This is a genomic window from Pseudomonadota bacterium, from assembly GCA_039193195.1.
GTDB lineage: Bacteria > Pseudomonadota > Gammaproteobacteria > Steroidobacterales > JBCBZW01 > JBCBZW01.
This window is the reverse complement of sequence record JBCCWS010000004.1, coordinates 209,379-232,020: the sequence shown is the minus strand read 5'-3', so window position 1 is coordinate 232,020 and position 22,642 is coordinate 209,379. Positions and strand designations below refer to the sequence as shown.

Below are 22,642 nucleotides of genomic sequence, written 5' to 3'. Positions count from 1 at the left end.
TGCCGCCGGGTGCCGCGTGGCACCCGGCTGGCTAGTTGGGCTTAGCCTGCTACTACGGTCCCGGCCGAAATCTAGCAAAGAACTGTCCGTCGTGTCCTTTAGCGGCGGCTAGCAGATAGAGCTGCTCCATCCTCAGCGAGCCGCTGTCCTGCCCCAGGGGCGGGCCATTCACCAGGGTGTGGAATGCGTCGCCTCCGAGCAGACGATGCCCTAGCGTGAGGTACAGGCACCCAAGGTGGCCTCCGCGAAGCATCGAACCGAGCACCGTTGGCCCCGCTTCTAGGTAGGCCCGTGAACAACCCAGAGCGCGAACGGCCTCTAGGAGATCGCTGGCGCCGACCGGGCCGTTCTGCTGTGCCGTCATTACCTGCACGCCATCCTCTTCCTCTAGCCGGCGTTTGCGCGCCTGTGGTGCGTCGCTCGAGGTCACGACGACCACCGATTGGCCGTGTTCGGTTAGGGACTTCGGCAGCACGAAGTCCAGCGTGTGACTGGCTATCACGACGGCCGGCTGTCGCGTGAGCCCGCGTTGATCTCGCCACGCCAACAGGTCGGCACCGTCCGCACGCAAACCGACCTGCAAAATATTACTGAGTCGTCCGGCCGCGAGGGCGCGCAGATAGGCACCGTGGGTAATGAAGCAGTCCGCGTGAGCCTGCAGTTCCTGGAACAAGCGCCAGTCCGTGGGTGTCGTGAGGGCGCGAGGTACATGCGAGTCCCCTTCCGCGGCGCCGAGGGCGATGCGCCCGTCTAGGCTGGTCACGAAGTTCGCGTAAACAAGGGGCTGCTCGCCAGCACGTAGAGCTGCTTCCTCCAGCACCGCTACCTCCGGATCGAGGTATCGCCCGTGGACGGGTACTCGCGAATCAGAGTCCGACGGCGGAGGGTACATGGGCAGTAGCTGGGCAGTGGTAGCTTTTGAGGGTTCAGGGCCGAGGGTCATGACGGCGTTTCGCGTGATGGGGCAGCGGTGCCGCGATAGTCTACACTCTGGCCTCGCTCGCGGACGCTCGGCGCGTACGCGAGCGGCGAGGCGCGCCCACCATGTGGGGTGCGTAGGCGAGTCACCAGCGCAGGGAGAACCGCATCATGGCGAACGACGAGCAGACCTACAGCGAAGAGCAGATCAACGCGCATCTGCAGGCCCATCTGACTCACTGGTACTACGAGGATGGATGGATTCGCCGCAAATACCGCACACACGGTTGGAAGGCGACGATGATGGTGGTGAATACGGTGGGGCATCTCGCCGAAGTTGCGTGGCATCACCCAGATCTGACCGTCTCCTACGCCTTTGTCCTGGTCAAACTGCAGAACCATGCGGCCGGCGGCATCACGGATAAGGACTTCGAGTTGGCGGCGCGCATCGAGGACGTGATTCAGTGGCAACCCGGCGAGGACAGCGACAGTGCGCTCGAGGGCACCCCGAAGGACGACGCGCGCGTTCGCTACGTGAAGTACGACTGAGCGGGCGCTAACGGGCGGATCACCACGGCCATGGGCGAGCGCATTCTCTTCCTGACCGGGCGCCTTGCCAAGGACAGCCTGGAACGAGAGCTAGCGGCCCTCGAGAAACGTCAATTCGACTATGAGGTGCGAGATCTCGGCCTGAAGGTGGCTGCGTTGATGACGGCGCAGATGATCGATCGTCGCTTGGGTGATGTGGCTGGCTTTGACCGTATTCTCGTGCCCGGCTTGTGCGGGGGCGATCTGGGGGCAGTCAGCGCCAACCATGGAGTCCCCTTCGAACGCGGCCCGAAGGACCTAAAAGACCTATCGGAGTTCTTCGGCGGGCGCGGTCGCGAAGTCGACCTCACGCGTCACTCGGTGTTGGTATTCGCTGAGATCGTCGATGCGCCTGATGTCTCGGTGGAGGCTGTCGTGGAGCGCGCGCTGCGCTACCGGCAAGACGGCGCGGATGTGATCGACATCGGATGCCTGCCGGGTCGGGAATTCCCCCATCTCGAGGAGTGCATCGAGGCCTTGCACGAGGTGGGCCTCGCGGTCAGCGTGGATTCGCTGGAGGTGGATGAGCTTCGCCGTGCCGGTCGCGCGGGGGCTGACTACCTCTTGAGCCTCAAGCTCAGCACGCTACATCTCGCTGATGAGGCAGCGAGCACCCCAATCTTGATTCCCGAGCAGCATGGGGATCTGGATAGTCTAGTGGAGGCGGTGGCAGCGATGGAGGCCCGGGGGCGCCCCTACTTCGCCGACGCTATCCTGGACCCGATTCACTTTGGATTTACCGAGTCAATCGTGCGCTACCAGACCTTGCGCAAGCGCTTGCCTAAGGCCCCGATCATGATGGGTGTAGGCAACGTGACTGAACTCACGGATGCGGATACCACAGGTGTCAATGCCGTGTTGTTCGGCGTTATCTCCGAGCTCGATGTGGGTGCCGTACTGACGACCGAAGTAAGCCGCCACGCGCGCAGTGCCGTGCGAGAAGCAGATGTGGCCAGGCGAATGATGTTCGCGGCGAGGGCAGATCAACGCCTGCCGCGGGGTTACAGTGGCGATCTCATGACCCATCACGAGAAGAAGCCCTTCACCCACTCAAGGGCCGAGATCGAGGAGATCGCGGCGCAAATACGAGACCTCAACTACCGCATTCAGGTGACCGAGGAGGGGATTCACGCCTATAACCGCGCCGGCCACCAGCATGGGAGGGATCCCTTCGATTTTTACTCCGGTCTCGCGGTAGACGACGATGCGAGCCACGCGTTTTACCTTGGCGTGGAGTTAGCTCGCGCGCAGGTGGCTTGGCAGCTTGGTAAGCGCTACTTACAGGACAACGAACTCGAGTGGGGTGCCCTAACCCCGCCAACGAAGGCGACGCCGGTAGATCCCGCCACCGGCTATCGCGCACCGGGCCCTACGCTCAAAGCACGGCGCGCGAAGGCGGCGCGCGCAGCGCGAAAGACGAAGCAGCACAAGGAATAATCGTCGTGATGATCACTGAGGCGGTGGTGACCACCGTGGCGCCCCAAGGGCAGGTCCATATCGCGCCGATGGGCGTGCGCGAACTGGATGGGCGCCTTCTGCTGGCGCCGTTCCGTCCGTCTACTACGCTGGATAATCTCATTGACACGAAACGGGCCGTGATCAACCTTATCGATGACGTGCGCGTGTTCGCTGGCTGCGTGACCAAGCGCCAGCGGCTGTGGCCAACGGTCGGTGTTGGGGACGGACGCGTCCGCTTAGCGTGTGCGCTCGTGCATCGCGAGCTCGCAGTCGACGAAGTGGAGCCGGACGAGCAGCGCCCCCGCATCTGGTGCCGCCAGACTGGTGCTTATACCCATGCCCCCTTCGCTGGCTTCAATCGCGCGCAGGCGGCTGTGGTGGAGGGGGCGATCCTGGCTAGCCGACTCTCGATGTTGCCCGCCGAGAAGATCATCGGCGAAGTGGCTTACCTGCGCATCGCGATCGACAAGACGGCAGGCCCGCGTGAGGCGCAGGCCTGGTCCTGGCTGATGGAGGCCATCGATGCGCACCTCAAGGCGGACGCGCCCTAGTGGGCCGCTTGGCATTCGTCGCCTTAGGGATTGCTGCGCTCGGCAGGCGGCAGGGGCATCGCGACCAGGTGGCTCCAGCCCCGATAGGCGTCCGTGTGCATCGGAACGTTGTGAACGCGGATGATATCCACCCCTTGCTGAGACAAGTTCAGCGAAGCTCCGGTGGTGATCAGGTCGCGTTCCATGCTGTCCAATGGCCCTTCACTGAAGCTCTTCATAAACGACTTGCGCGAATGCCCGACTAGTAGGCGCACGCCCAGTCGGCCGAGCTCGCCCGCGGACCGCAACAGGCGCAGGGACTGAAGCGCATCCTTGCCGAATCCGATTCCGGGGTCGATCACCGTGCGCTCGGACGCAAGCCCCGCCCTCGACCAGGTCTCGAGCTTGCGCAGGATCCAATCGCGCACCATCTGATAGGGATCGGAGTCGCCAGGCAGGGTCACCGCACGATCAGCGGGCACGCCGAGGTTATGCATAGCGATCACCGTGGTGTCCGGATGGTCGACAGCCACCTCCAGCATGCCTGGCGCCTCTAGCCCGCTTACGTCGTTGATCACCTGGACACCGGCCTCGATAGCCCGTGAAGCAACGCTCGCGTGGTAGGTGTCAACGCTGATCAGGGGGCGCAGAGGGTCGTCGCCGAGGAACTCCACTAGGGGAAGCAGGATCGTTGCTAGGCGCGCCCATTCGGCCTGCGCATCGAGGGGTTCGGCACCTGGGCGGGTGGATTCGGCGCCGAGGTCCAACAGGTGCACACCGTGCTCTCTCATGCGTTGCACCTGCCCCTTTACGGCTTCCCAGTCTTGGTGCTTGCCGCCGTCGGAAAAGGAATCCGGGGTGATGTTCAACACGCCCATCCAAAGCGGGATGTGGTGGGGGAGTGCGCGACTGTAGGCGAGGGCTGTCAATCCGCTCGTGTCGCCCGGAATCCGCAGCTCCGGGCAGATCGCGGCGAGTGGACTGAGCACGAAGTTGCGCGTGAGCAGATCTGGGTGGGGAACCGTGACGCGTCCCACCGTTCTTTGCTCCTCGCCGAACAGCAGTACATCGATGTCGAGCGGTCGTGGCGCCCAGCGCGAGGGGTGGGGGCGGCCACAAGCAGCCTGCGCTGCATCGATATGCTCGCGCAGGCGGGTGATCGCGCTCTCCACGGTGCCGTTCGCCTCGTGCTCGTAGGTGGCGACACAGTTGAGAAAAGGTCGGTTCCAGTCCCACGGTGAACCTGCCGGCAGCAGGGCCGGTGACTCCACCACCGGCGAGACTCGTTGCAAGGTCAAACCGGGCACGCGTTGCATGGCGCGGATCCCCTCGCGCAACCAGTGGTGACGATCGCCGTGATTAGAGCCGAAGCCAAGGATTACTTGCATCAACGATTGCTCTGCCTTCTAAGGAAGCGGATGTGCGTCCCGCGCGCTGGCGATATGCGGTCCAGTTCACGGACCCATCGTTTGGGCACTCGGTAGTCTTGTGATCTGGCGCATCCTACCCCAACCGACACCAGACCAGGGTTGCGTCACCGCGTCTACAGACTCAAGAGCCAAACCCCATGCCCGTAGTGCAAAGTGACAGCCTCGAGGCCCTCACCCGAAAGACGAGCGTCGAGGTTGCCCCCACCATCACCACCAGCGTCAGCGCCGAGCGCATCGCGCGGCAGATGGAGGCACTCGGGCCCCTTCCCGCCGTGGCCCTGGAGGTGATGCAGCTTACCGAGGATCCGAATTCGGACGCCAAGGATCTGCAGCATTCCATTTCTCGCGATGCCGTCATCGCAGGCAAGGTCTTGCGGATGGCGAACTCCGCCTACTTCTCCTCGGGGCAGCCCTGCCAAACCCTACAGCAAGCCAGTACGCGCCTTGGGATGAAGATGATCCGCAACCTCGTGGTCAGCTCCTGCGTGACCGGTATGATGGATAGGGACCTGCCTCACTACCCCTACCACTCCTTCGGGCTGCAAAAGCACTCGCTGGCGACGGGGTTGATTACCGGCGAAGTTGTCACTCGACTCGGCTTGCCGCGCACGTTGACCGACGAGCTGTTCCTCGACGGCCTGCTGCACGATGTCGGCAAGCTTGTCCTCAACCCGCTGCTCCCAGATCGCGTATCCGCGACGGGTGTTGCCGGGATCAAGCGGGAGCGCCTGTTGACGGGGACCGACCACGCGGCCGTGGGAGTTCTCATGGCCGAGCACTGGAAACTGCCCGAGCATGCGGTCGCCGTGATCGGTCACCACCACGACGTGGACGGCGTCGATGAGGACTTTCGCGCCCACGCTGCGGTCGTTGGTATCAGCGACTGGCTGCTCAACACGCGCCGCATCGGTCTGGCTGATGACGCTGAGCAGGTTGAGCCTACCCCGGACGGCCCCGCGCTCGGTGCGTTGGGGATCGATGAAGAACAATTCACGGAATTGACCAGCGATATCGACGATGCCCTTGTCACCATCCTCGAGTTCTGCGACGCCGCTATCTAAGGCGCGCCCGGGCTTCGCCCCTGCCGCCGTCTTCGATCCGCTGCCCCTGCACGCGGCCGAGTCCGCCGACGAGCTGTCGCGGGCACTAACGCAGGTGCTGCAGGCAGCGGAGGTCGCCAGCGGCTGGAGCATCGCCTTCCGTTTGGTGGGCGAGGAAGACCAGGTCACGGTCTACCTCACCACCGACAGCGTGCTGCACGTGGGTGAGCGCCTAAGCTTGCCCGAGCCTGTGCTGCGGGTTGGCCTGATGGCCGGCGATGAGGCGATCCCTGTTGCTCGTGCTGACGGCACCCCCAGTGGACTGCAATGCACGGCGCTGGTCTCCCTGGAGGTGCGGCATAACCACTACGGTTACCTGCTCCTTCACGATGATCTCGACATCATTCAACGGGCCGTCCTGCTGGCCCTCGCCGATCACCTGGCGCTCGCGCTCTACGCCTTGCAGACACGCCAAGAGCGGGCGCGCCTGCAAGCGTTGGACGGACGCAAACTGTCACTCATGATTCAGGCCTCGAGCGTGGTCCTGCGCGAGTTGGATCTCGAGCGAGCCATGTTCAAGCTGGTCGAGCTCGCCGTGGACAGCGTCTGTGGCGAGGTGGGTTGTGTCGCTCTAACCAGCCGCGAGGGGGAAACGCTCGACACCCACGCCAGCTGGGGTATCGACGAGGCGGCGCTTGCCGCGTTTCGCTTGGAGGACGGGCGCAGCGTCTGGCAGTTGGCCACGGCTGACGGTCTCGCGTGCTTGTTTCGCAACACTGAAGAACTGCAAGAACTCGTGCCCTGCGAAGCCCTCGAGCGCATAACGAGCCTGGTCGCCTTGCCCTTGAGCGCTGTCAGCGGCATTCGCGGTTGCCTCGTAGTGGCCAACGCGCCCGATCTCGACAGCGACGCGATCGATCTGCTGAAACTGCTCACCGAGGTATGCGCGACCAGCGTCGACAATGCGATTCGCCACCTAGACTCCATGGAACGCGAGTCCCTCGCCGAACAGCTACGTCTCGCCGGCAGTATCCAACAGGCGCTGCTGCCAGACGGCGCCCCGCAGGTGACAGGTGTCGCCCTGGACGGCTGCAACCTCCCGTGTGACGACTCCAGCGGCGACTACTACGACTACTACCGAATCGATGACTCACGTATCGGTTTCGTGGTGGCGGACGCCACCGGCCATGGCATTGGCGCTGCTCTGATCGCGACCACCGCTCGCGCCGCCTTGCGCGCGCTCCTGCACCGCCAAAGCCACGAGTCCCTCGATCTGGCGGAACTCCTCGAGCAGCTCAACGAACTTGCCGAGGCGGATATGAAGGACGATAAGTTCATCACCTTGTTCGCTGCCGTCTTCGATTCGCAGACCGGAACGCTGACCTACGCGAGCGCCGGCCACGATCCCCCCATGCTCTTGTTCCGACGAGAGCAGGATGCCATTGAACGGCTGGAGGCCACCGGGCTTCCACTCGGCATGTTCCCGATGGCTAGCTACGAATCCGTGACCGTCGCCGATCTGCGCCCTGGCGATCTGATGCTGGTGATGACGGACGGCGTGGACGAGGCGCGCAACAGCGCTGGCGAGCAGTTTGGCTTGGACCGGGTGGAGCAGGTGCTACGGGAGGCCGGGGATCTAGCGCCTGGGCAAATGATCGGCACCCTGATTGATCAGCATCAGACCTTCACAGAATTCGGCAAGCGCGAAGACGACATCACGATGATATGCGTCCGTGTGGGCGATCCCCCTTGATCGCCCTCCCGCGCCGAGCATCCCCAGCGTTGGCTCAGTCGCCGGTCACGTAGCGCAGGATCTCCACCACCTGGGCGGGCGTTCGCGCCCAGGCCATCGCCGCGGCGTCTACCTCTTTCAACGCGTGGACGATGGACTCGTCGTGTAGGGTGATGTAGGGCTTGTCGATGGCCGCGCAAACGCCAGCGTCGAAGGCGGCATTCCACTGCTTGTACTTCTCGCCGAAGCGCACCACCACGATGTCGGCACGTTCGATGAGCGTACGCGTGCGAATGCTATTGACCTTCGACGACGCGTGGTCGCGCCAGAAGGGGGTCGCCCCCAGATCCAGCATGTCAGCAGCGGCATCGCTCGCCTCGTGGTCGGTTACCGGCGCTGTAAAGTCGATGCCGAGGTCGAGTTTTTGCGCACCCCGGACGATCCGCTCACGCCAGTCGCTGTGGATTTCACCGGACAAGTACACTTCCCAGACCATGACAACAGTCTCCTTAGGGTTGATCAGCGCGAGTGGGCACTGGTAGGCATACCGCCGCTTGCTCGCAGGGCGCGCCTTGGCCGCGTGCGAGCGCGTGGTAGCGATCGGGCTTGGTCACATCGAAACGCTCCAGCTGCCCAGTGGGCCAACGCACCACGGCACCGATCAGTGCGCCGCTTTCGCCAAGACCGAAGTGCACGCGGGGGTCGTTGCTCGATTGATAGCTATAGGCCGGTTGGGCGACGCGCCGGCGCAAGCGCCCGTCGGCGCTGCGAAGAATGACCTCGGCACCATGACCTCCCTGAGAAAGCTCGAAGCCCACCCAGTGGCCATCGCCTCGCGGCGCATCATTACGGAGCAATCGTGCCGGGCCGCCATTGTTGACCACTAGCACGTCGATGTCGCCGTCATCGTCGTAGTCCGCGAAGGCGGCGGCGCGGCTGTTTTCGATGTCAGGAACGTTCGTCGTCAGCTTGCCCTCGAGCTGACGGAAGCGCCCAGCGCCAAGGCCCTGGAACAGCAAGTTCGGTTCGGCGAAGGGCTTGCCGGGCGTCATCGGGGGAAGGCTGGCGCCGACGCGACCATTGGTCACGTAAAGATCGATGATGCCGTCCAAGTCGAAGTCAGCGAAGCCCAACCCAAAGCCCGTGTAGGCCACGCTCGGAGCCGCCAGACCCGCCCCTGGGGTGCCATCGCGAAAGAAGTCGCCACCCTCATTCACGTACAGCGTGTTGGTCTCACCTCGCAGGTGACTCATGAACAGGTCGAGATCCCCGTCATCGTCCGCGTCCACGGCGGCAACGCCCATGCCCGCCTCGGCCTTGCCAGCCATATTGACGGCAGTGCCTGAGAGCAGGCCGATATCCTCGAAGGTGCCGTCGCCGAGGTTTTGCCACAGCTGATTTGGCATTCCGTCGTTGGCCACGTAGATGTCAGTTAGGCCGTCGCCATCCAGGTCGGCCACCGCCACGCCTAGCCCATGGCCGAACGCGCTTACCAGGCCTGCGGCCTCGGTGGTGTCCGTGAAGGTGCCATCGCCTTCATTGCGGTAGAGTACGTCGGCGGCAGGGGCGTTGTAGTGACGGGGATGGCAGTAGTCACGGGTCGCCCCGCCGGTGAAGCAGTTCAGCTCCTGGGCGGGCGCCCAGTTAATGTAGTTGGCCACGAACAGGTCCAGATCGCCGTCCGCGTCGTAGTCCAGCCAGGCGGCGCTCGTCCCCCAGCCGTCGTGGCCGGTTCCGCTGCTGGCGGTCACGTTCGTGAAGCGTCCCTTACCGTCGTTACGATAGAGCACATTAGGTCCGAGGTTGGTCACGTAGAGATCCGTGTCGCCATCGCCGTCGTAGTCCCCGGCGGCGGCGCCCATGCCGTAAGCCTGGTCACCCGTTCCACTGGTGAGGGTGATATCCTCGAAGTGATCGCCCGCGTTGCGCAAGAGTACGTTGGTAGGCATATCTATCGGGTCGGCGCCTTCAAGGTCGCCAGTGTCCTTCGCCAGCGAGCCCAGGAAGCCTCCCTGAACGAGGTACAGATCGAGGCGGCCGTCGCCATCAGCGTCGAGCCACGCCGCGCCTCCGGACATGATCTCGGGCAACCACAGGCGGGTGGTGAGGGCGCGAACGTGGGTAAAGTCTACGTAGGCAGTGTCCGATACCTCGGTAAACCAAGCGCTCTCCGCTGCATCGCTGACCCCCGGAAGGCTGCTGAGGAGTGTTAGTAGCCCGACCGCGGTCTGACTGCTCATGGTGCGGGTGACGTCGCGAGCGCTTCGCCCACGGCCTTCACGCCAGGGTGGTCCGGGGCCAAGGCTACTGCCCGCAGATACATCGTACGCGCCGCGGCCTTATCGCCGACGCGCAGATGTAATCTGGCGAGCGATAGCTGCACCGGCAGGAGATCGGGGAACAGCGATAGGGCGTGTGCATAGCGCGTGGCTGCTTCGGAATCGCGGCCCAGGCGCACCAGCACATCGCCGTGCATCGCGGCCAGCTGCGGATCGCGCGAGTCGAGCTGCTCCGCCTTTGCCAGGCTGGCGGCAGCGCCTTGCCAGTCGCGCAGTTGCGCCTGAACTCTGGCGAGGGTCTGGTGGGTGCGGGCGACGCGCGGTGCCACGCTGACCGCGCGACGCGCGTGCTCGAGTGCACGGGGCACGTCTTGCTCGCGCATAGCCACGGAAACGAGGTTCAGTTGGGTGCCGAAGTGCTCGGGTGCCTCGTCCGCCAGCGTGGTGAGGATGTTCTCTGCCGCTTCCAGGCGACCCAGCTGGAGATAGGCCACAGCGAGGTTATTCAAATCGTTGATATCGGCCTCACCCGCAGCGGCGATCTTCTCTAGTACCTGTGCGGCCTGATCGGGGCGTCGGGTGGCGAGCATCGTGTTGGCGAGGTTTCGCCGTGCCGGTGCGTTTACCGTCGCTTCATCGACCCGATCGGAAAGGGGGTCGTTGTAGTAGGCGCGCACGCCATCCACCCCACGGCGCAGCTCCTCGGCAGCTTGCTCGCGCTTGCCTTGGGCTCGGTAGGCCAAGCCGAGCATGTAGCGCGCCTGGCGATAGGTCGGCGCGATCGCGACCGCGCGTTCGAGTGACGCCACGGCCCCCGCGTAGTCCGTTTGGGTGAGGCGGACTTGCCCGAGGCCCGTATGACCGAACGGGTTGACTACTCCCGTGGCGATCATCTGCGTGTAGGCGGCTGCCGCGCCTTCGAGATCGCCTCGCTCGAAGAGCGCCTCGCCCAGCCGTTCTTGTACCCAGGGTTGGCGCGGATCCGCCTTGGCGAGGGCCTGCAGGACGCGCAGGGAGGCTTCCAGGTCGCCCGACTCGCGAAGACACAAGGCGTAGTGAAAGCGCCATAGGGAATTCTCACCGAGCGACAGCGCAAGCACCCAGGTCTGAGCGGCAAGCGCCCACAGATTGTTTGCCTCGTAGGCGATTGCAAGATCGGCCAAGGCCTGTGGATCCGGGGCAGGTGCATCCTCGATCGTCGCCACCCGCTCGCGGACCAGGGCCGACACGTTGGCATCGATGGTCTCGAAGGATGCGGGCAGCGGCGGCTCGAGGGCCGAGGCGGAGAACGACCAGATGCTGACGAGCATAGCGACCAGATGCCGGGCACCAATAGACTTGTTGTTCATGGGCGATGATTCTAGCCGAGGCCGCCGCCGGCGCCGACGTCAGAGAGCGCAGAAAGACGCTTGCGCAGCGTATCGAGCAGCGGTTGGCCCGGTGCGCCCGGTGAGATCCGCCGACGCAGGCTCGCGACGGGGTCGCGCGGTGCTGACTCCTCGGTCCGGGCCGCCGCTTCGCGATAAGCCTGACGGAAAGGCATGCCCTCGGCCACCAGCTCGTAGGCGTAGTCCGTGGCGTACATGTCCGGTGAGATCGCCTCAGCCATGCGCGTTCGGTCGAAGTCGACGTCCGTGAGCAGCCCGACGGAGATGCGCAGCGCCTGCAAGCTCGCTCTCACTCCACGCACCATCGGCCCCTTGGTGAGCTGCAGGTCGCGCTGATAGCCGCTGGGCAGGCTCAACAGCGACTGCAGCTCGGTGATCGCTCCCAACACCGGTGCAGGCGCCGCTCTTAGCAGCTCCACCGGGTCTGGGTTTCGCTTGTTGGGCATGATCGAAGAGCCCGTCGTGTACCGATCCGGAAGTCTCAAGAAGTCGAACTCGGCGGCGGCGAACAAGCTCAGGTCCCAACTGATTCGACGCAGATCCATCAGCACCTGGGACAGCGCCGTGAGTGCCTGCAGCTCGAATCGCCCGCGACTATTTTGTGCGTAGATCGGGTTGACCTGCAGGCGCTCGAAGGCGAGTGCGCGCGTGCTGAGCTCACGGTCTAGGGGCAAGCTGACGCCGTAGCCTGCGGCGGTGCCGAGCGGATTGGCGTCGATCCAGCGCCGCGTGTCGCGGCTGAGCACTACGTCGTCGATGAACGCCTCGGCGAAGCCGGCAAACCATAAACCAAGAGAGGAAACGACGGCACGCTGCAGGTGCGTGTAGCCCGGCATTGGGGTGAGCATATCGGCGTCCGCTCGCTCCAGGCAGATCGAGGCGAGCTGCGCGCAGAGTGACTCGACCTCCTCGAGGGCCTCACGCAGATAGAGGCGGCTCGCCACCAGTACCTGGTCGTTGCGACTGCGCCCCGTGTGGATCTTCGCTCCCAGCTTACCCAGATCTTTCGTTAGCCAGTCTTCAATCGCGGAGTGGCCATCTTCGTAGCGTGAGTCAAGGGTGAAGTCACCACCTGTGTACGCAGCCCGGAGGGCGTCGAGGCTAGCCTCGATGGCCTTCAGTTCGTCGTCCTCCAGGACCCTTATGGAGGCTAGCGCGGCCGCGTGAACGCGCGACGCCGCAATGTCGTGAACGAACAGCTCTCGGTCAAGCACGATGTCGTCACCGGCCATGAATGCCATTAGTTCGGCGTCGACCTGAGCTGCGCCTTCCTTGCGCCATAGTAGGGTCGGGGAGGGGGTCTCTCGTCGTTCATCGGTCATGGGGTCAATCCACTGAGCGCGGGCAGATCGAGCCCGAGGTTGATGTTCTGGATGGCCTGCGAAGCAGCTCCCTTGAGGAGGTTGTCGAGGGCGCTCACCACGGTGATGCGATTGGTGTCGTGACTGCCGCGCCCGAAACCGCCGATTTGCGCACCGTGACGCCCGACCAAGGCACGTGGCTCCGGGATACCCTCGCCAACGACGATGAGTGGATGCTCGGCGTACCAGTTGGCGAAGCGGTCAGCGAGATCCTCGGCGGCGCCCGCCTCTCGCAACCAACCCGTTACGGTCATGCTAATGCCGCGAAAGAACGGCGCCACGTGCGGCGTGAAGGCAACGCCCATACCCAGCTGGTGGCTGACTTCTCGCTCATGCACGTGGTCGGTCAAGGCGTAAGGAAGCAGGTTGTCATGCAGGCGATTGGGATCATTGCGCTGGGACGGGCTGGTGCCGGCGCCGCTGTAGCCAGAGACGCCGAAGCAGGCCACGCCGTCTCTCAGGTCCTGAGCCATCGGGGCGAGGGCTAGGGACATAGCGGTTGCGTAGCAGCCAGGATTGGCGATCAGCCGCTGTCCCGCGTAGCGATGGGCCGTCAGTTCGGGCAGACCGTAAAACCAGCGATCGTCGAAGCGATGATCGGCGCTGAGGTCGATCACGAGGGGGAGCTGGCGCTGAGCGCTCAAGGCGTTGACGTAAGCGGCCGCGTGCCCGTTAGGCAGCGCTAGGATCACGACATCGAACTCCCCGTCACGCGCACCAAGGCTCTGCGGCGCAAGGACCTCGAAGGTGAGCGTCGAATCAACTTGGTAGTGCGCCCCGACCGACTCTCCTGCCAACGCTCGCGAGCCGGCAGCGGCCAGCTGCAGCTGAGGATGCTGATCTATCAGTCTTACGAGCTCGCTGCCCGTGTGCCCCCGGGCGCCAATCAGCGCGACCCGAGCGCTCATTGCGGGTGGTCCGTGAGGCTCGGTGCCTGCGATCGGGCGTGCTCTATGCAGCCGCGAATCAGGTCGAAGTCGTCGAGGCCATACCAGAAGACATTCCAGTCATCGCCCTTCATGCATCCATCGCTCTGTGCGAAGTAGAAGTCGTTTACGGGGTTGCTCGGGCGTGAGCGCCAGAACATGCTCGGGTGTCGGGTGCGTACGCGTTCCCAGATGACCCGCCCGAGCCCCTCCCCACGCGCTTGGTCGGCAACGGCGAACTTGTCTAGACGGGCAATGCCGTTCCAATCGCCGATGATGGCCCCTGCGCGATAGCTGTCGGATATGTAGGCCGCTCTCAGGGGCACTCGCTCCTCGTACCCGGGCACGAGTCGACGCTGGAAGGCGGACTCGATCAACGATCGCGTCCGTTCGCGATCTAGCGCCTGCCACGAGTCGTAGGCGTGCACCTGTTCTCCGCGACGCACGAGAGTGCCGTCGCCGCCGTGCGTAAACAGCTCGCGCGCCAAGGCTTGGGGACGGGTGATGGACACGGAGCTGTCCGGTGGCAGTCGCTGGAGCAGGGCGTTGATCTGCTGCAGCTTTACCCGCATGCCGGAGTGCACCCACGCGGCGTTCATCAGCGCGTCGTAGTCTGTGCGCAAGTTGATGGAGGACAGGATCTCCCCGTGCTCATCGAGAAGTCCGCCCGTGCCCGTGAGGAACACGATCTTGTTTGGCTGCAGGGTTGCGACCAGCTCGTTGGCAGCGAGATCTGCATTGACGTTCAGGGTCTGCCCGCCGGTAGTCTCGCCCAGGCATCCGAGCACGGGAATACAGCCTGCCTCGATGCTGGCATCGATGGCCTCCGTATGTACCCGCTCGACCCGACCCACGTAGCCGTAGGTCGGCTGATCGATGAGCTGCGCCTCGAAGGTGCCCGTGAGAATCGATCGGGCCCGTGCTCCATTGCGCTCCAACGCGCTTACCAGGGCGAGATTCTGGCGCAGGACGACGGCGCGGATATGAGGCATCGCCTCGGCCGACGTGCAACGCATCCCTTCGTGGTAGTGGCGTTCGATGCCAGCGGCGTCTAGGGCCTCGTCGAGCTGAGGTCCAGCCCCGTGCACGACCACCGGGAACAGCCCGAGCTGGTGCAGAAAGCTCAAGGAGCCGGCGAGATCGTCCAGCTGGTCGCGCAGGATTGCGCCGCCCACCTTGACCACCGCGAAGCTGTGCGTATCCAGGCCTGAGAAGCGTTGGAGGTACTGGCGAATCTCCCGGGTGCTGCCGATGCTACCGAGCAGCTGCACCACCAGACGACGGGTCTTCATGCTCAGCCTCCGCCGATCGCCGCCGGAGGGCTAGTGCCCGCCGCCGCGCCGAAGATGCGCTGGTAGTGCCCGAGCGCAGTGCTCAACTGCTCCAGGCTGACCCACTCGTCCGCTGTGTGTGCTTGCTCTATAGCGCCTGGGCCGAAGACCAGCGCAGGGAGCCCAGCCGCGGAAAACAAGGCCGCCTCGGTCCAGAAGTCCACCGCAGCGCCGATCGGCAGCCCCAGGTCATGCGCCAAGGCGCTTGCGTGGGCCAGAGCCTGATCGAAACCACCGTGCGCGTCGGCGTCCGGTAGGGCGGGGCCCGCGTAGCGCGGCGTCCATTGCACTGGATGTGGTCCCTGGTGAAGCGAGTGCACCTCCAGAGCCAAGGCTTGCGGCGATTGGCCCGGCAGCGGGCGAAAGCCAAAGGTGACCTCAGCTGATGGTGCGATGACGTTGTTCTTGACGCCACCGTGCAGCGTGCCCGTGTTGAAACAGAGCCCTTGCAAGCTGTCGAACTGAGCCTCTCGCTGCTGGCATTCGGCCCACCGAACGGCAGCGCTAACCCAGTGGGCTGCCTGGTGCAGGGCGCTGTCGGTGAGGGCGCGCGCCTGGGACGAGTGTCCTGCTTCGCCGGCGAAGCGGCCCGCCCAAGAGTTGATGCCGCGATGGCAAAGTACCGCTTCACACTGGGTCGGCTCGGCGATCACAGCTCGGCGAAAGCCATGGTCGGTCCCTAAGAAGCTGTGGATGCAGTGATTGCTCCCGGCCTCTTCGTCGGAGCTGAGCAGCAGCGCCATGGGGCTAGCGCTCTGTGATGCCACCGTCAGTAGGCAAGCTGCGGCGCCCTTGATATCGCAGGCGCCGAGCCCGTAGGCGCGATCGTCCTCGACACTGAGAGTCAGCGGATCCCGCTGCCAGTGCGCCGTACCAGGCACCGTATCCATATGCACGTTGTACACGGTGTCGGGCTCACCTCGTACCGCCAGCAACGACACGCAGCCGTCGCCGAGGTTGTCGACCGTGACGCGGAAGTCGGGAAGTTGCTCTGCGACGTAGGCGAACAAGCCGCCCTCGTCGATGTTCCGCGGTGGGTTCTGCGTATCGAAGGACACCAGGGCGCGCAGGTGCTCGAGGGTCTGCACCAAGGTCTGCCTATCGGTCATGAGTCGTTCTCCGTCAGGCTGCTGCCGTTGACCTGAGACCAAAGGCGAGAGCTCTGGCCGAACAAGCGAATGAACCCCTGGGCCTCAACGCCGCTCCAACTCGCCCTTTGTGCGTACACTGCCTCGGCGTCGCGCAACAGGTGTGGCGATTCCACAGCCGTCGCTTGCACCTGCGCACCGTCCGTCGACAGGGTCACCCGGCCGTTGACCGTGCGCTCCGCGCTTGCCAGGTAGGCCTCGAGATCGGCTCTTAGCGGATCGAAGAACAGTCCCTCGTAAGCGAGTTCCACCCACTTGTCAGCGACCATCGGCTTGAAACGGTTTTGCAGGCGTGAGCTCACCGCTTCTTCCAGCGCGCGGTGGGCAGTCAGCAGCGCTGTAAGCCCGGGCGCCTCGAACACGATACGGCCCTTCAGGCCCACGCACGTATCGCCCGTGTAGATGCCGCGGCCGACGCCGTATGTACCCAAGCGCTGATTGAGGGTCTGCAGCAGCTCGGCGCCGGCCACCGGCACACGGTCTAGGCCTACGGCTACGCCGTCGGCGAAGTCGATCTGCACGGACATCGGCTCGGACGGCCATTCGGCGCGGGGTCGGCACAGTTGCCAGGTGCCCTCGCCGGGGGCCTGCCACTCGTCGATCTCGTTGCCTGAGATGGTGACCCCGAGTAGGTTCTCGTTCACCGTGTAGCGGCTGGTCTTCGCCGATACTTCGAAGCCACGCTCGCGCAGGTAGGCCATCTCGTAGTCCCTCACGCCATCCACCTGGGCCTGCGCCTCGCGCACCGGAGCGACGATCGTGATGCCTCCAGATGCATCGCCGAGGGTTTTGGCGGCGATATCAAAGCGCACCTGATCGTTGCCCATGCCCGTGCACCCGTGGGCAAAGTGCGAGGCACCAATTTCGCGACACAGTTCCAAGGATCGTTGCACGACAAGGTAGCGATCGGAGCACAGCAGGGGATATTGATCCTGATAGGTAGCGCCGGCTCTTACCAGGGGGATCACGACGTCTTGCCAAAGGCGCTCGCCACCCTCGAAGGTGATGTGGCGCACGGCGCCCAGTTCATGCGCGCGAGCTTCGATGGCGTCAACCTCTTCGCGACTGACGCCGCCGGAATCGACGAAGAGGGTCGTCACCTCATAGCCCTGTTCGCGCAGCCATGGCACACAGTAGCTGGTGTCTAGGCCGCCAGAGAAGGCGAGTACGATGGGCTTGCTCATGAGCCGGTCCTCTGCAGCAGATCGATCATTAGGGCCTTTTGGACGTGCAGGCGGTTCTCCGCCTCATCGAGGGCGACGCATGCCGGGGAGTCCAGCACGGCGTCACTTACCTTCACGTTTCGTCGCACGGGCAGGCAATGGCTGAACAGTGCGCGGTCCGTGCGCGCCATCTTCGCCTCGTCCACCATGAAGTGGCGGTGCGCCTCTCGCACGGGCTTCTCCTCTTCCCAGCGACCAAAGTAGGGCAGCGCGCCCCAGCTCTTGGCGTAGACCACGTCGGCGCCTTCGTAGGCCTCGTCTACATCGTGGGTGACCTTCAGGGAACGACCGTTTTGCTCAGCGAAGGTTTGGCCTAGGTGCATGTAGCGCTTATCGAGGAGATAGTCCACGTTTGGGCAAAGCAAGGTGACGTCCATGCCGAACTTTGAGGCGATGAGGAGGGCTGAATTCGCCACCGCGGTGTTCAAGGGCTTCGGGTGGTACGTCCAGGTGAGCAGAAAGCGTCTTCCGTCCAAGCGCCCCAGGTGCTCCTTTAGGGTGAGCATCAGGGCCAGTTCCTGACACGGGTGGGTGATAGTCTCCATGTTGATCACCGGTACGCTGGCGTGGCTGGCCAGGGCGTTGAGTAGACGATCCTCGCGGTCCACCGTCCAATCTTGGAACTTGGGAAAGGCACGTACCCCGATCAGATCGACGTAGCGTGAGAGCACCCCGGCGACCTCGCTGATGTGCTCTTCCGCGTCGCCATCCATGACCGCACCAGGCTCGAACTCGATACCCCACGCGTCCTTTCCCGGCTGGAGCACGATGGCCTTGCCGCCGAGTTCGTGCATGCCGAGCTCGAAGGACGTTCGCGTTCGAAGCGAAGGATTGAAGAAAAGCAGGGCGATGCTGCGCTCGGCGAGGGCATCGTTGAAGCGCGCCCGTTTGAGCTTGGCAGCCTCGCTCAACAGGTGAGCTAACTCGTCGCGTGACCAATCGGCGGTGGTCAGGAAGTGTCGCATGCGTTTTTGGTGTCCAGTCGTAGGGGTGGGCGGCGGCGGACTGAGCTTCAGATGCAAAAAAACCCAGCGGATGCCGGGCTTTCGAGGAACGGTGTGCGGCCTGTGTGTCGCCTGCGCGCGCGTGCTCTACCCGGGGATGCTTCGGGAGCGTCGGCGTCGCAGTCGGCGACGGATGGCGGTGGGCGCGCTTACGTTCGTCATCATTGCATTTCACCATCGTCTAACGGCGCTGACAAGTCGTCATCTCGCCCACGTGTCACCGGGCAGGGGGAGGCGGGTAGTGCTCTTCATCTCCCGCATGGAGAAGGTGGTATTCAGCTCGCGCACGCAGGACAGCTGCAGGACGCGGTTAGAGATGAATTCGTCGTAGCTCGCCAGATCCTCGGCGACGACCTTGAGCATGTAGTCATAAGCGCCGCTAATCTTGTGGCACTCAAGAACTTCAGGCCAGGTTTGGATCGCCCCGTCGAAGGCCGCCACCGACTCGGTATGGTGGTTCTCCAAAGACACGCTCGCCAGCGCCAAGATGCGATAGCCGAGTTGATGGCGATCCAGGCGTGTTACGTAGTCGGCGATGACCCCCTGGTCCTCGAGCTCCCGCACCCGCCGCCAACAAGGCGAGGCGGAGAGGGCCACGCGTTCGGCGAGGGCCTTGTTCGACAGACGCGCGTTTCCTTGCAGTTGGTGCAGGATGCGATAGTCAGCGTCATCGAGGTCGGTAGGCATATTCTTTCGGTCAAGACTAAATTTGAGCAACATCCTACCCATGTTGCGCCGCTTTGCCAAAGAAAAGGACAACACCTTGCTCGCCTGCCGCTCTAGACTTCCTGAAACATATGAACGTGGGAGCGAGCGACGATGGTGGCGGCGACCCCCTTGGCCCGCGGCAGCGGGGCCCATTCCAGCGGCGATGGCAGCGCCAGTTTCGATTGGCCAGAACTCGCCCGTCTGATGCACCTCTCCCGGGCCCTCGATGCGATCGAGGAAGAGCGCCTCTTGCCACAGGGCAAGCTCTTCTACCAGTTCTCTGCCCGCGGGCACGATCTCGCCCAGCTGTTGCTCGCGCAGCGCTTGACCCATCCGGCCGACGCGGTGAACGGCTACTACCGGTCGAGACCGATGATGCTGGGCTTGGGGCTTGAGCCTGAGGAAGCCCTGGCGGGCCCGTTGATGAAGGTTGGCGGCTTCAGTGACGGGCGCGACATCGGCGTGGTGTTCAATCTGCCGCGCCCTGATGGCCCGAAGATGTTGCCCATGTGCGGTGGCGTGGGCGCGCAGTACACGCCGGTCGCTGGCTGGGCCCAGGCGTTGACCTACCGGGAGCGGTCGCTTGGCGAGGACTGTGCTGAGGCGATCGCCGTTGCAATGGGCGGAGATGCGTCCTGCGCCACCAATGGCTTCTGGTCGGCGCTGAACATCGCCACCGCTCAGAGTCTCCCCATGCTGTTCTTCGTGGAAGACAACGGCTACGGCATCTCCGTGCCGTCCACGGTCCAGACACCGGGCGGTAACATCGCCGCTAACTTGTCGGGCTACGGCAACCTCCACATCATTGAGGGTGACGGGACCATGCCCGAGTCAGCGGCATCGAAGACTGCAGATGCTGTGGCCTACGTACGGCGCGAGCGCCGCCCCGCCATGCTCCGCCTGTCCGTGCCTCGCCTGAGTGGCCACTCGGCCCAAGACACGCAAGCCTACCGTGGCTCGGCAGAGCTGGAGGCCGAGGCGCGACGTGACCCGCTGGTCCGGCTTCACGACTTTCTCGTGCCAACGCAAATGAGCGAGCACGATTGGCAGGTGCATGCGCAGGTGGCGCGGGCCACCGTTGAGAACGCGCTAGATCGTGTCCTCGCAAGGCCCACCTTGGACCCTCAGGCGGTGACCCGTTTCGTATTCTCCGACCCGGACGAAACGCAGCAGGTGGGTGGGCTACGCGGCGCCGGTGTGCCCCACCTCGCCGGCACGTTGGAGCTCAAGGCCGAACCGGGCCGGGTGAACATGCTTGCCGCGATTCGTCGCACCCTCGATGCGGAGCTAAGTCGCAACCAGCGAATGGTTGTGTTCGGTGAAGATGTGGGCGCGAAGGGCGGCGTGCATGGCGCAACCCTCGGCCTGGCTCAGCGCCACGGTGCCGCCCGAGTTTTCGACACGAGCCTGAGTGAGGAGGGCATCATCGGTCGGGCCGTGGGCATGGCCATGGCTGGGTTGCTGCCGGTGCCAGAAATTCAGTTTCGAAAGTACGCGGATCCTGCTGAAGAGCAGCTCAACGACTGCGGAAGCATGCGCTGGCGGACCGGGAATCGATTCGCTGCACCCATCGTGGTGCGCATGCCCGGAGGGTTCTTTCGCTGTGGCGATCCGTGGCACAGCCAGACCGGTGAGGTGAAGTGGGCGCATGCGGTCGGTTGGAAGCTCGCTTTCCCCTCGAACGCGCAAGACGCCACGGGCCTGCTGCGAAGCGCGCTACGCGGCGACGATCCGGTGATCTTCTTTGAGCATCGTGCCCTGTTGGATGCCGCCAGCGCCCGCGCGGATTATCCGGGTGACGACTACGTTCTACCCTTCGGTCAGGCGCGCGTAGTGCGCCCGGGCAAAGACCTGAGTCTGATCACCTGGGGCGCGATGGTGGCTCGCGCCGAGCAAGCTGGCCGCGCCCTGTCCGCCGCTGGCGCGGGCGAGGTGGAGGTGATCGACTTACGCACGCTCGTGCCATGGGACCGAGAGTGCGTCATTCGCGCCGTCCAACGCACAGGGCGCTGCTTGATCGTGCACGAGGACAACCTCACAGCGGGGTTCGGCGCCGAGATTGCTGCGACGATTACCGACGAGGCCTTCTTCGCCCTGGACGCGCCCGTGCGTCGCCTGGCGATGGCCGACATCCCCAGCCCCCACAGTCCTGCGCTGCTTGAAGCAGCGGTACCCAGCGCGAGCGATATCGAGAACGCTGCGCGGGCGCTGTTGGAGTTTTGAGCATGGGCTCGCAGACCCCGAGCGCCGGTGACGCACGGGCGGTCAGTAGCACGGTACGTGTGAGTATGGAGCAGGATCTGCAAGACGGCACTCGTGCCGTGCTCGGCACCTGTCTAAAGGCAGCCGGGGATGCGGTTTCCGCCCACGAGCCGATCGCTGAAGTGGAAACCGACAAGGTGGTCGTGGAGCTGGCGGCCCCCTGCAACGGCGTGCTGTCCGAATGGTGTTTCCAGGTCGGAGATGAGCTACCGCCGGGGTCCGTGGTCGCACACATTTCGCCTGCAGGATCTGACGCCATGACGTCATCGCCCGCGGACGTGGATTCAAGGCAGGCCTTGGCGCACGATAACGATCGCAAGGAGGCTGTGCCGCGTAGCGGTAACGCAAGTCGGCGGCTGAGCCCGGCTGTGAAGCGAGTGCTGGCCGAGAACCGACTGGACCTCACCACTGTCCTGCAGAGCGTTAGCGGCTCCGGTCGCGACGGGCGTCTGAGCGCGGCCGATGTCCGCGCTTACCTCGATGGCCGCGCCGGCCACGGTGAGCAGCAACAGGGTGAGCCGATACGACAGGGGACGGCGACACCACTCCCGGCGCCTACCCCTGAGCCGAATGGCACGCCCCCGTGTGCCGACGATGGCGCCGCGCGTCGAGTCCCCCTCACTCCGATGCGTCGCGCCATCGCCGAGCACCTCTCGCGAAGCTTGTTGGAGACAGCACCCCATGTCACGACGGTGTTCGAGTGTGATATGACCTGGGTGCTCGCCCACCGCAAGGCTCATCGGGAGGACTACCGGGGTCGCGGCGTCGATCTGACCCTCACCGCCTACTTCGTAGCGGCTGTCGCTGGGGCCTTGCGTGAAGTGCCCGAGGTGAACAGCTCCCTGGACGGCGACGATCTGCTCTTGTGGGAGGGCATTCATGTGGGGCTCGCCGTTGCCCTGGGAGAGGACGGTCTCGTGGTGCCCGTGCTACGCGACGTGCACCAACGAAATTTGTTCGGTATCGCGCAGGGCCTTGGAGAGATAACCGAACGTGCGCGGGCGCGAAGACTCGTGCCCGAGGACATGCAGGGCGGTACCTTCACCATCTCCAACCACGGCGTGAGTGGGAGCTTGCTCGCGGCCCCCGTCATCATCAATCAACCGCAATCAGCGATCCTAGGCGTTGGAAAGCTGCGTAAGGAGGTGGTGGTTCGTGAGCTGGAGGGCGAGGATGTGATCCGTATCGCCCCCTTGTGCTATCTGACCCTATCGCTCGATCACCGCGTGTTGGACGCGTACACGGCAAACCGCTTCCTCGGCAAGGTGGTAGCGACGCTAGAAGGGTGGCGGGACGGGTAGCGCGGGCGCCCGTCG

Annotated in this window: 19 protein-coding genes; 7 read left to right on the top strand and 12 right to left on the bottom strand. The window is 64.3% G+C overall.

The features are described 5' to 3' along the window. Nucleotides 1-52: 52 nt before the first annotated feature. Nucleotides 53-943, bottom strand: coding sequence for a dihydrofolate reductase family protein (locus tag AAGA68_06555; protein MEM9384702.1), 891 nt, complete (start codon nt 941-943; stop codon nt 53-55). A gap of 146 nt (nt 944-1,089) precedes the next feature. Between AAGA68_06555 and AAGA68_06550 the strand changes: the two genes are divergently transcribed. The 3 genes from AAGA68_06550 to AAGA68_06540 are packed head-to-tail and all read left to right on the top strand — an operon-like array spanning nt 1,090 to nt 3,515. Continuing rightward, complete coding sequence (locus AAGA68_06550; protein MEM9384701.1) at nt 1,090-1,467, top strand: 4a-hydroxytetrahydrobiopterin dehydratase; 378 nt, start codon at nt 1,090-1,092, stop codon at nt 1,465-1,467. A gap of 30 nt (nt 1,468-1,497) precedes the next feature. Next, nucleotides 1,498-2,943: a DUF6513 domain-containing protein gene (locus tag AAGA68_06545; GenBank protein MEM9384700.1), complete on the top strand. Its 1,446-nt coding sequence runs from the start codon at nt 1,498-1,500 to the stop codon at nt 2,941-2,943. Between the two features lie 8 nt (nt 2,944-2,951). Continuing rightward, nucleotides 2,952-3,515 (top strand): DUF447 domain-containing protein, encoded by a 564-nt coding sequence (locus AAGA68_06540; protein ID MEM9384699.1) that lies wholly within the window; start codon nt 2,952-2,954, stop codon nt 3,513-3,515. Nucleotides 3,516-3,538: 23 nt separating this feature from the next. Here AAGA68_06540 and folP read toward each other — a convergent pair whose 3' ends face one another. Further along, the gene (folP, locus tag AAGA68_06535; protein MEM9384698.1) at nt 3,539-4,882 is read right to left on the bottom strand and encodes a dihydropteroate synthase; all 1,344 of its coding nucleotides are present in this window, start codon (nt 4,880-4,882) and stop codon (nt 3,539-3,541) included. Between the two features lie 179 nt (nt 4,883-5,061). Here folP and AAGA68_06530 point away from each other — a divergent pair, with 179 nt between their 5' ends. Beyond that, on the top strand, nt 5,062-5,985 hold the full coding sequence (locus AAGA68_06530; GenBank protein ID MEM9384697.1) for an HDOD domain-containing protein: 924 nt from the start codon (nt 5,062-5,064) through the stop codon (nt 5,983-5,985). Beyond that, nucleotides 5,942-7,717, top strand: coding sequence for a PP2C family protein-serine/threonine phosphatase (locus AAGA68_06525; protein ID MEM9384696.1), 1,776 nt, complete (start codon nt 5,942-5,944; stop codon nt 7,715-7,717). The genes AAGA68_06530 and AAGA68_06525 overlap by 44 nt, the downstream gene beginning before the upstream one ends. Nucleotides 7,718-7,751: 34 nt before the next feature. Here AAGA68_06525 and AAGA68_06520 read toward each other — a convergent pair whose 3' ends face one another. The 10 genes from AAGA68_06520 to AAGA68_06475 form a co-directional block, all read right to left on the bottom strand. Continuing rightward, a complete protein-coding gene (locus AAGA68_06520) occupies nt 7,752-8,192 on the bottom strand; it encodes a YtoQ family protein (GenBank protein MEM9384695.1) in 441 nt (146 codons plus the stop codon). 13 nt (nt 8,193-8,205) lie between these two features. Beyond that, nucleotides 8,206-9,936, bottom strand: a complete 1,731-nt coding sequence (locus AAGA68_06515) for a CRTAC1 family protein (GenBank protein ID MEM9384694.1) — start codon at nt 9,934-9,936, stop codon at nt 8,206-8,208. Then, nucleotides 9,933-11,324, bottom strand: coding sequence for a tetratricopeptide repeat protein (locus AAGA68_06510; GenBank protein MEM9384693.1), 1,392 nt, complete (start codon nt 11,322-11,324; stop codon nt 9,933-9,935). The genes AAGA68_06515 and AAGA68_06510 overlap by 4 nt, the downstream gene beginning before the upstream one ends. Nucleotides 11,325-11,335: 11 nt before the next feature. Continuing rightward, nucleotides 11,336-12,685 carry an argininosuccinate lyase gene (argH, locus tag AAGA68_06505; GenBank protein MEM9384692.1) on the bottom strand — a complete coding sequence of 450 codons (1,350 nt, stop codon included), beginning with the start codon at nt 12,683-12,685 and terminating at the stop codon, nt 11,336-11,338. Then, on the bottom strand, nt 12,682-13,632 hold the full coding sequence (gene argC / locus AAGA68_06500; GenBank protein MEM9384691.1) for an N-acetyl-gamma-glutamyl-phosphate reductase: 951 nt from the start codon (nt 13,630-13,632) through the stop codon (nt 12,682-12,684). The genes argH and argC overlap by 4 nt, the downstream gene beginning before the upstream one ends. Then, complete coding sequence (locus AAGA68_06495; GenBank protein MEM9384690.1) at nt 13,629-14,942, bottom strand: acetylglutamate kinase; 1,314 nt, start codon at nt 14,940-14,942, stop codon at nt 13,629-13,631. The genes argC and AAGA68_06495 overlap by 4 nt, the downstream gene beginning before the upstream one ends. Before the next feature lie 2 nt (nt 14,943-14,944). Further along, the gene (locus tag AAGA68_06490) at nt 14,945-16,090 is read right to left on the bottom strand and encodes an acetylornithine deacetylase (GenBank protein MEM9384689.1); all 1,146 of its coding nucleotides are present in this window, start codon (nt 16,088-16,090) and stop codon (nt 14,945-14,947) included. Beyond that, nucleotides 16,087-17,313, bottom strand: a complete 1,227-nt coding sequence (locus tag AAGA68_06485; protein MEM9384688.1) for an argininosuccinate synthase — start codon at nt 17,311-17,313, stop codon at nt 16,087-16,089. Before AAGA68_06485 ends, AAGA68_06490 begins: the two co-directional genes overlap by 4 nt. Further along, nucleotides 17,310-18,317 (bottom strand): N-acetylornithine carbamoyltransferase, encoded by a 1,008-nt coding sequence (locus AAGA68_06480; protein ID MEM9384687.1) that lies wholly within the window; start codon nt 18,315-18,317, stop codon nt 17,310-17,312. Before AAGA68_06480 ends, AAGA68_06485 begins: the two co-directional genes overlap by 4 nt. Nucleotides 18,318-18,557: 240 nt before the next feature. Then, nucleotides 18,558-19,043 (bottom strand): Lrp/AsnC family transcriptional regulator, encoded by a 486-nt coding sequence (locus tag AAGA68_06475; protein MEM9384686.1) that lies wholly within the window; start codon nt 19,041-19,043, stop codon nt 18,558-18,560. 225 nt (nt 19,044-19,268) lie between these two features. Between AAGA68_06475 and AAGA68_06470 the strand changes: the two genes are divergently transcribed. Together AAGA68_06470 and AAGA68_06465 are read left to right on the top strand one after the other, a co-directional pair. Then, nucleotides 19,269-21,287, top strand: coding sequence for a transketolase C-terminal domain-containing protein (locus AAGA68_06470; GenBank protein MEM9384685.1), 2,019 nt, complete (start codon nt 19,269-19,271; stop codon nt 21,285-21,287). A gap of 2 nt (nt 21,288-21,289) precedes the next feature. Further along, nucleotides 21,290-22,627 carry a 2-oxo acid dehydrogenase subunit E2 gene (locus tag AAGA68_06465; protein ID MEM9384684.1) on the top strand — a complete coding sequence of 446 codons (1,338 nt, stop codon included), beginning with the start codon at nt 21,290-21,292 and terminating at the stop codon, nt 22,625-22,627. The last annotated feature ends 15 nt before the right edge of the window (nt 22,628-22,642 follow it).

Bases quoted from the DNA above. Each gene is read 5' to 3' on its own strand.
- argH (MEM9384692.1), bottom strand. From the start codon at position 12,685: ATGACCGATGAACGACGAGAGACCCCCTCCCCGACCCTACTATGGCGC.
- folP (MEM9384698.1), bottom strand. From the start codon at position 4,882: ATGCAAGTAATCCTTGGCTTCGGCTCTAATCACGGCGATCGTCACCAC.
- argC (MEM9384691.1), bottom strand. From the start codon at position 13,632: ATGAGCGCTCGGGTCGCGCTGATTGGCGCCCGGGGGCACACGGGCAGC.
- AAGA68_06465 (MEM9384684.1), top strand. From the start codon at position 21,290: ATGGGCTCGCAGACCCCGAGCGCCGGTGACGCACGGGCGGTCAGTAGC.
- AAGA68_06520 (MEM9384695.1), bottom strand. From the start codon at position 8,192: ATGGTCTGGGAAGTGTACTTGTCCGGTGAAATCCACAGCGACTGGCGT.
- AAGA68_06530 (MEM9384697.1), top strand. From the start codon at position 5,062: ATGCCCGTAGTGCAAAGTGACAGCCTCGAGGCCCTCACCCGAAAGACG.
- AAGA68_06475 (MEM9384686.1), bottom strand. From the start codon at position 19,043: ATGCCTACCGACCTCGATGACGCTGACTATCGCATCCTGCACCAACTG.
- AAGA68_06515 (MEM9384694.1), bottom strand. From the start codon at position 9,936: ATGAGCAGTCAGACCGCGGTCGGGCTACTAACACTCCTCAGCAGCCTT.
- AAGA68_06555 (MEM9384702.1), bottom strand. From the start codon at position 943: ATGACCCTCGGCCCTGAACCCTCAAAAGCTACCACTGCCCAGCTACTG.
- AAGA68_06525 (MEM9384696.1), top strand. From the start codon at position 5,942: ATGCCCTTGTCACCATCCTCGAGTTCTGCGACGCCGCTATCTAAGGCG.
- AAGA68_06550 (MEM9384701.1), top strand. From the start codon at position 1,090: ATGGCGAACGACGAGCAGACCTACAGCGAAGAGCAGATCAACGCGCAT.
- AAGA68_06545 (MEM9384700.1), top strand. From the start codon at position 1,498: ATGGGCGAGCGCATTCTCTTCCTGACCGGGCGCCTTGCCAAGGACAGC.
- AAGA68_06490 (MEM9384689.1), bottom strand. From the start codon at position 16,090: ATGACCGATAGGCAGACCTTGGTGCAGACCCTCGAGCACCTGCGCGCC.
- AAGA68_06495 (MEM9384690.1), bottom strand. From the start codon at position 14,942: ATGAAGACCCGTCGTCTGGTGGTGCAGCTGCTCGGTAGCATCGGCAGC.
- AAGA68_06485 (MEM9384688.1), bottom strand. From the start codon at position 17,313: ATGAGCAAGCCCATCGTACTCGCCTTCTCTGGCGGCCTAGACACCAGC.
- AAGA68_06540 (MEM9384699.1), top strand. From the start codon at position 2,952: ATGATCACTGAGGCGGTGGTGACCACCGTGGCGCCCCAAGGGCAGGTC.
- AAGA68_06480 (MEM9384687.1), bottom strand. From the start codon at position 18,317: ATGCGACACTTCCTGACCACCGCCGATTGGTCACGCGACGAGTTAGCT.
- AAGA68_06470 (MEM9384685.1), top strand. From the start codon at position 19,269: ATGCACCTCTCCCGGGCCCTCGATGCGATCGAGGAAGAGCGCCTCTTG.
- AAGA68_06510 (MEM9384693.1), bottom strand. From the start codon at position 11,324: ATGAACAACAAGTCTATTGGTGCCCGGCATCTGGTCGCTATGCTCGTC.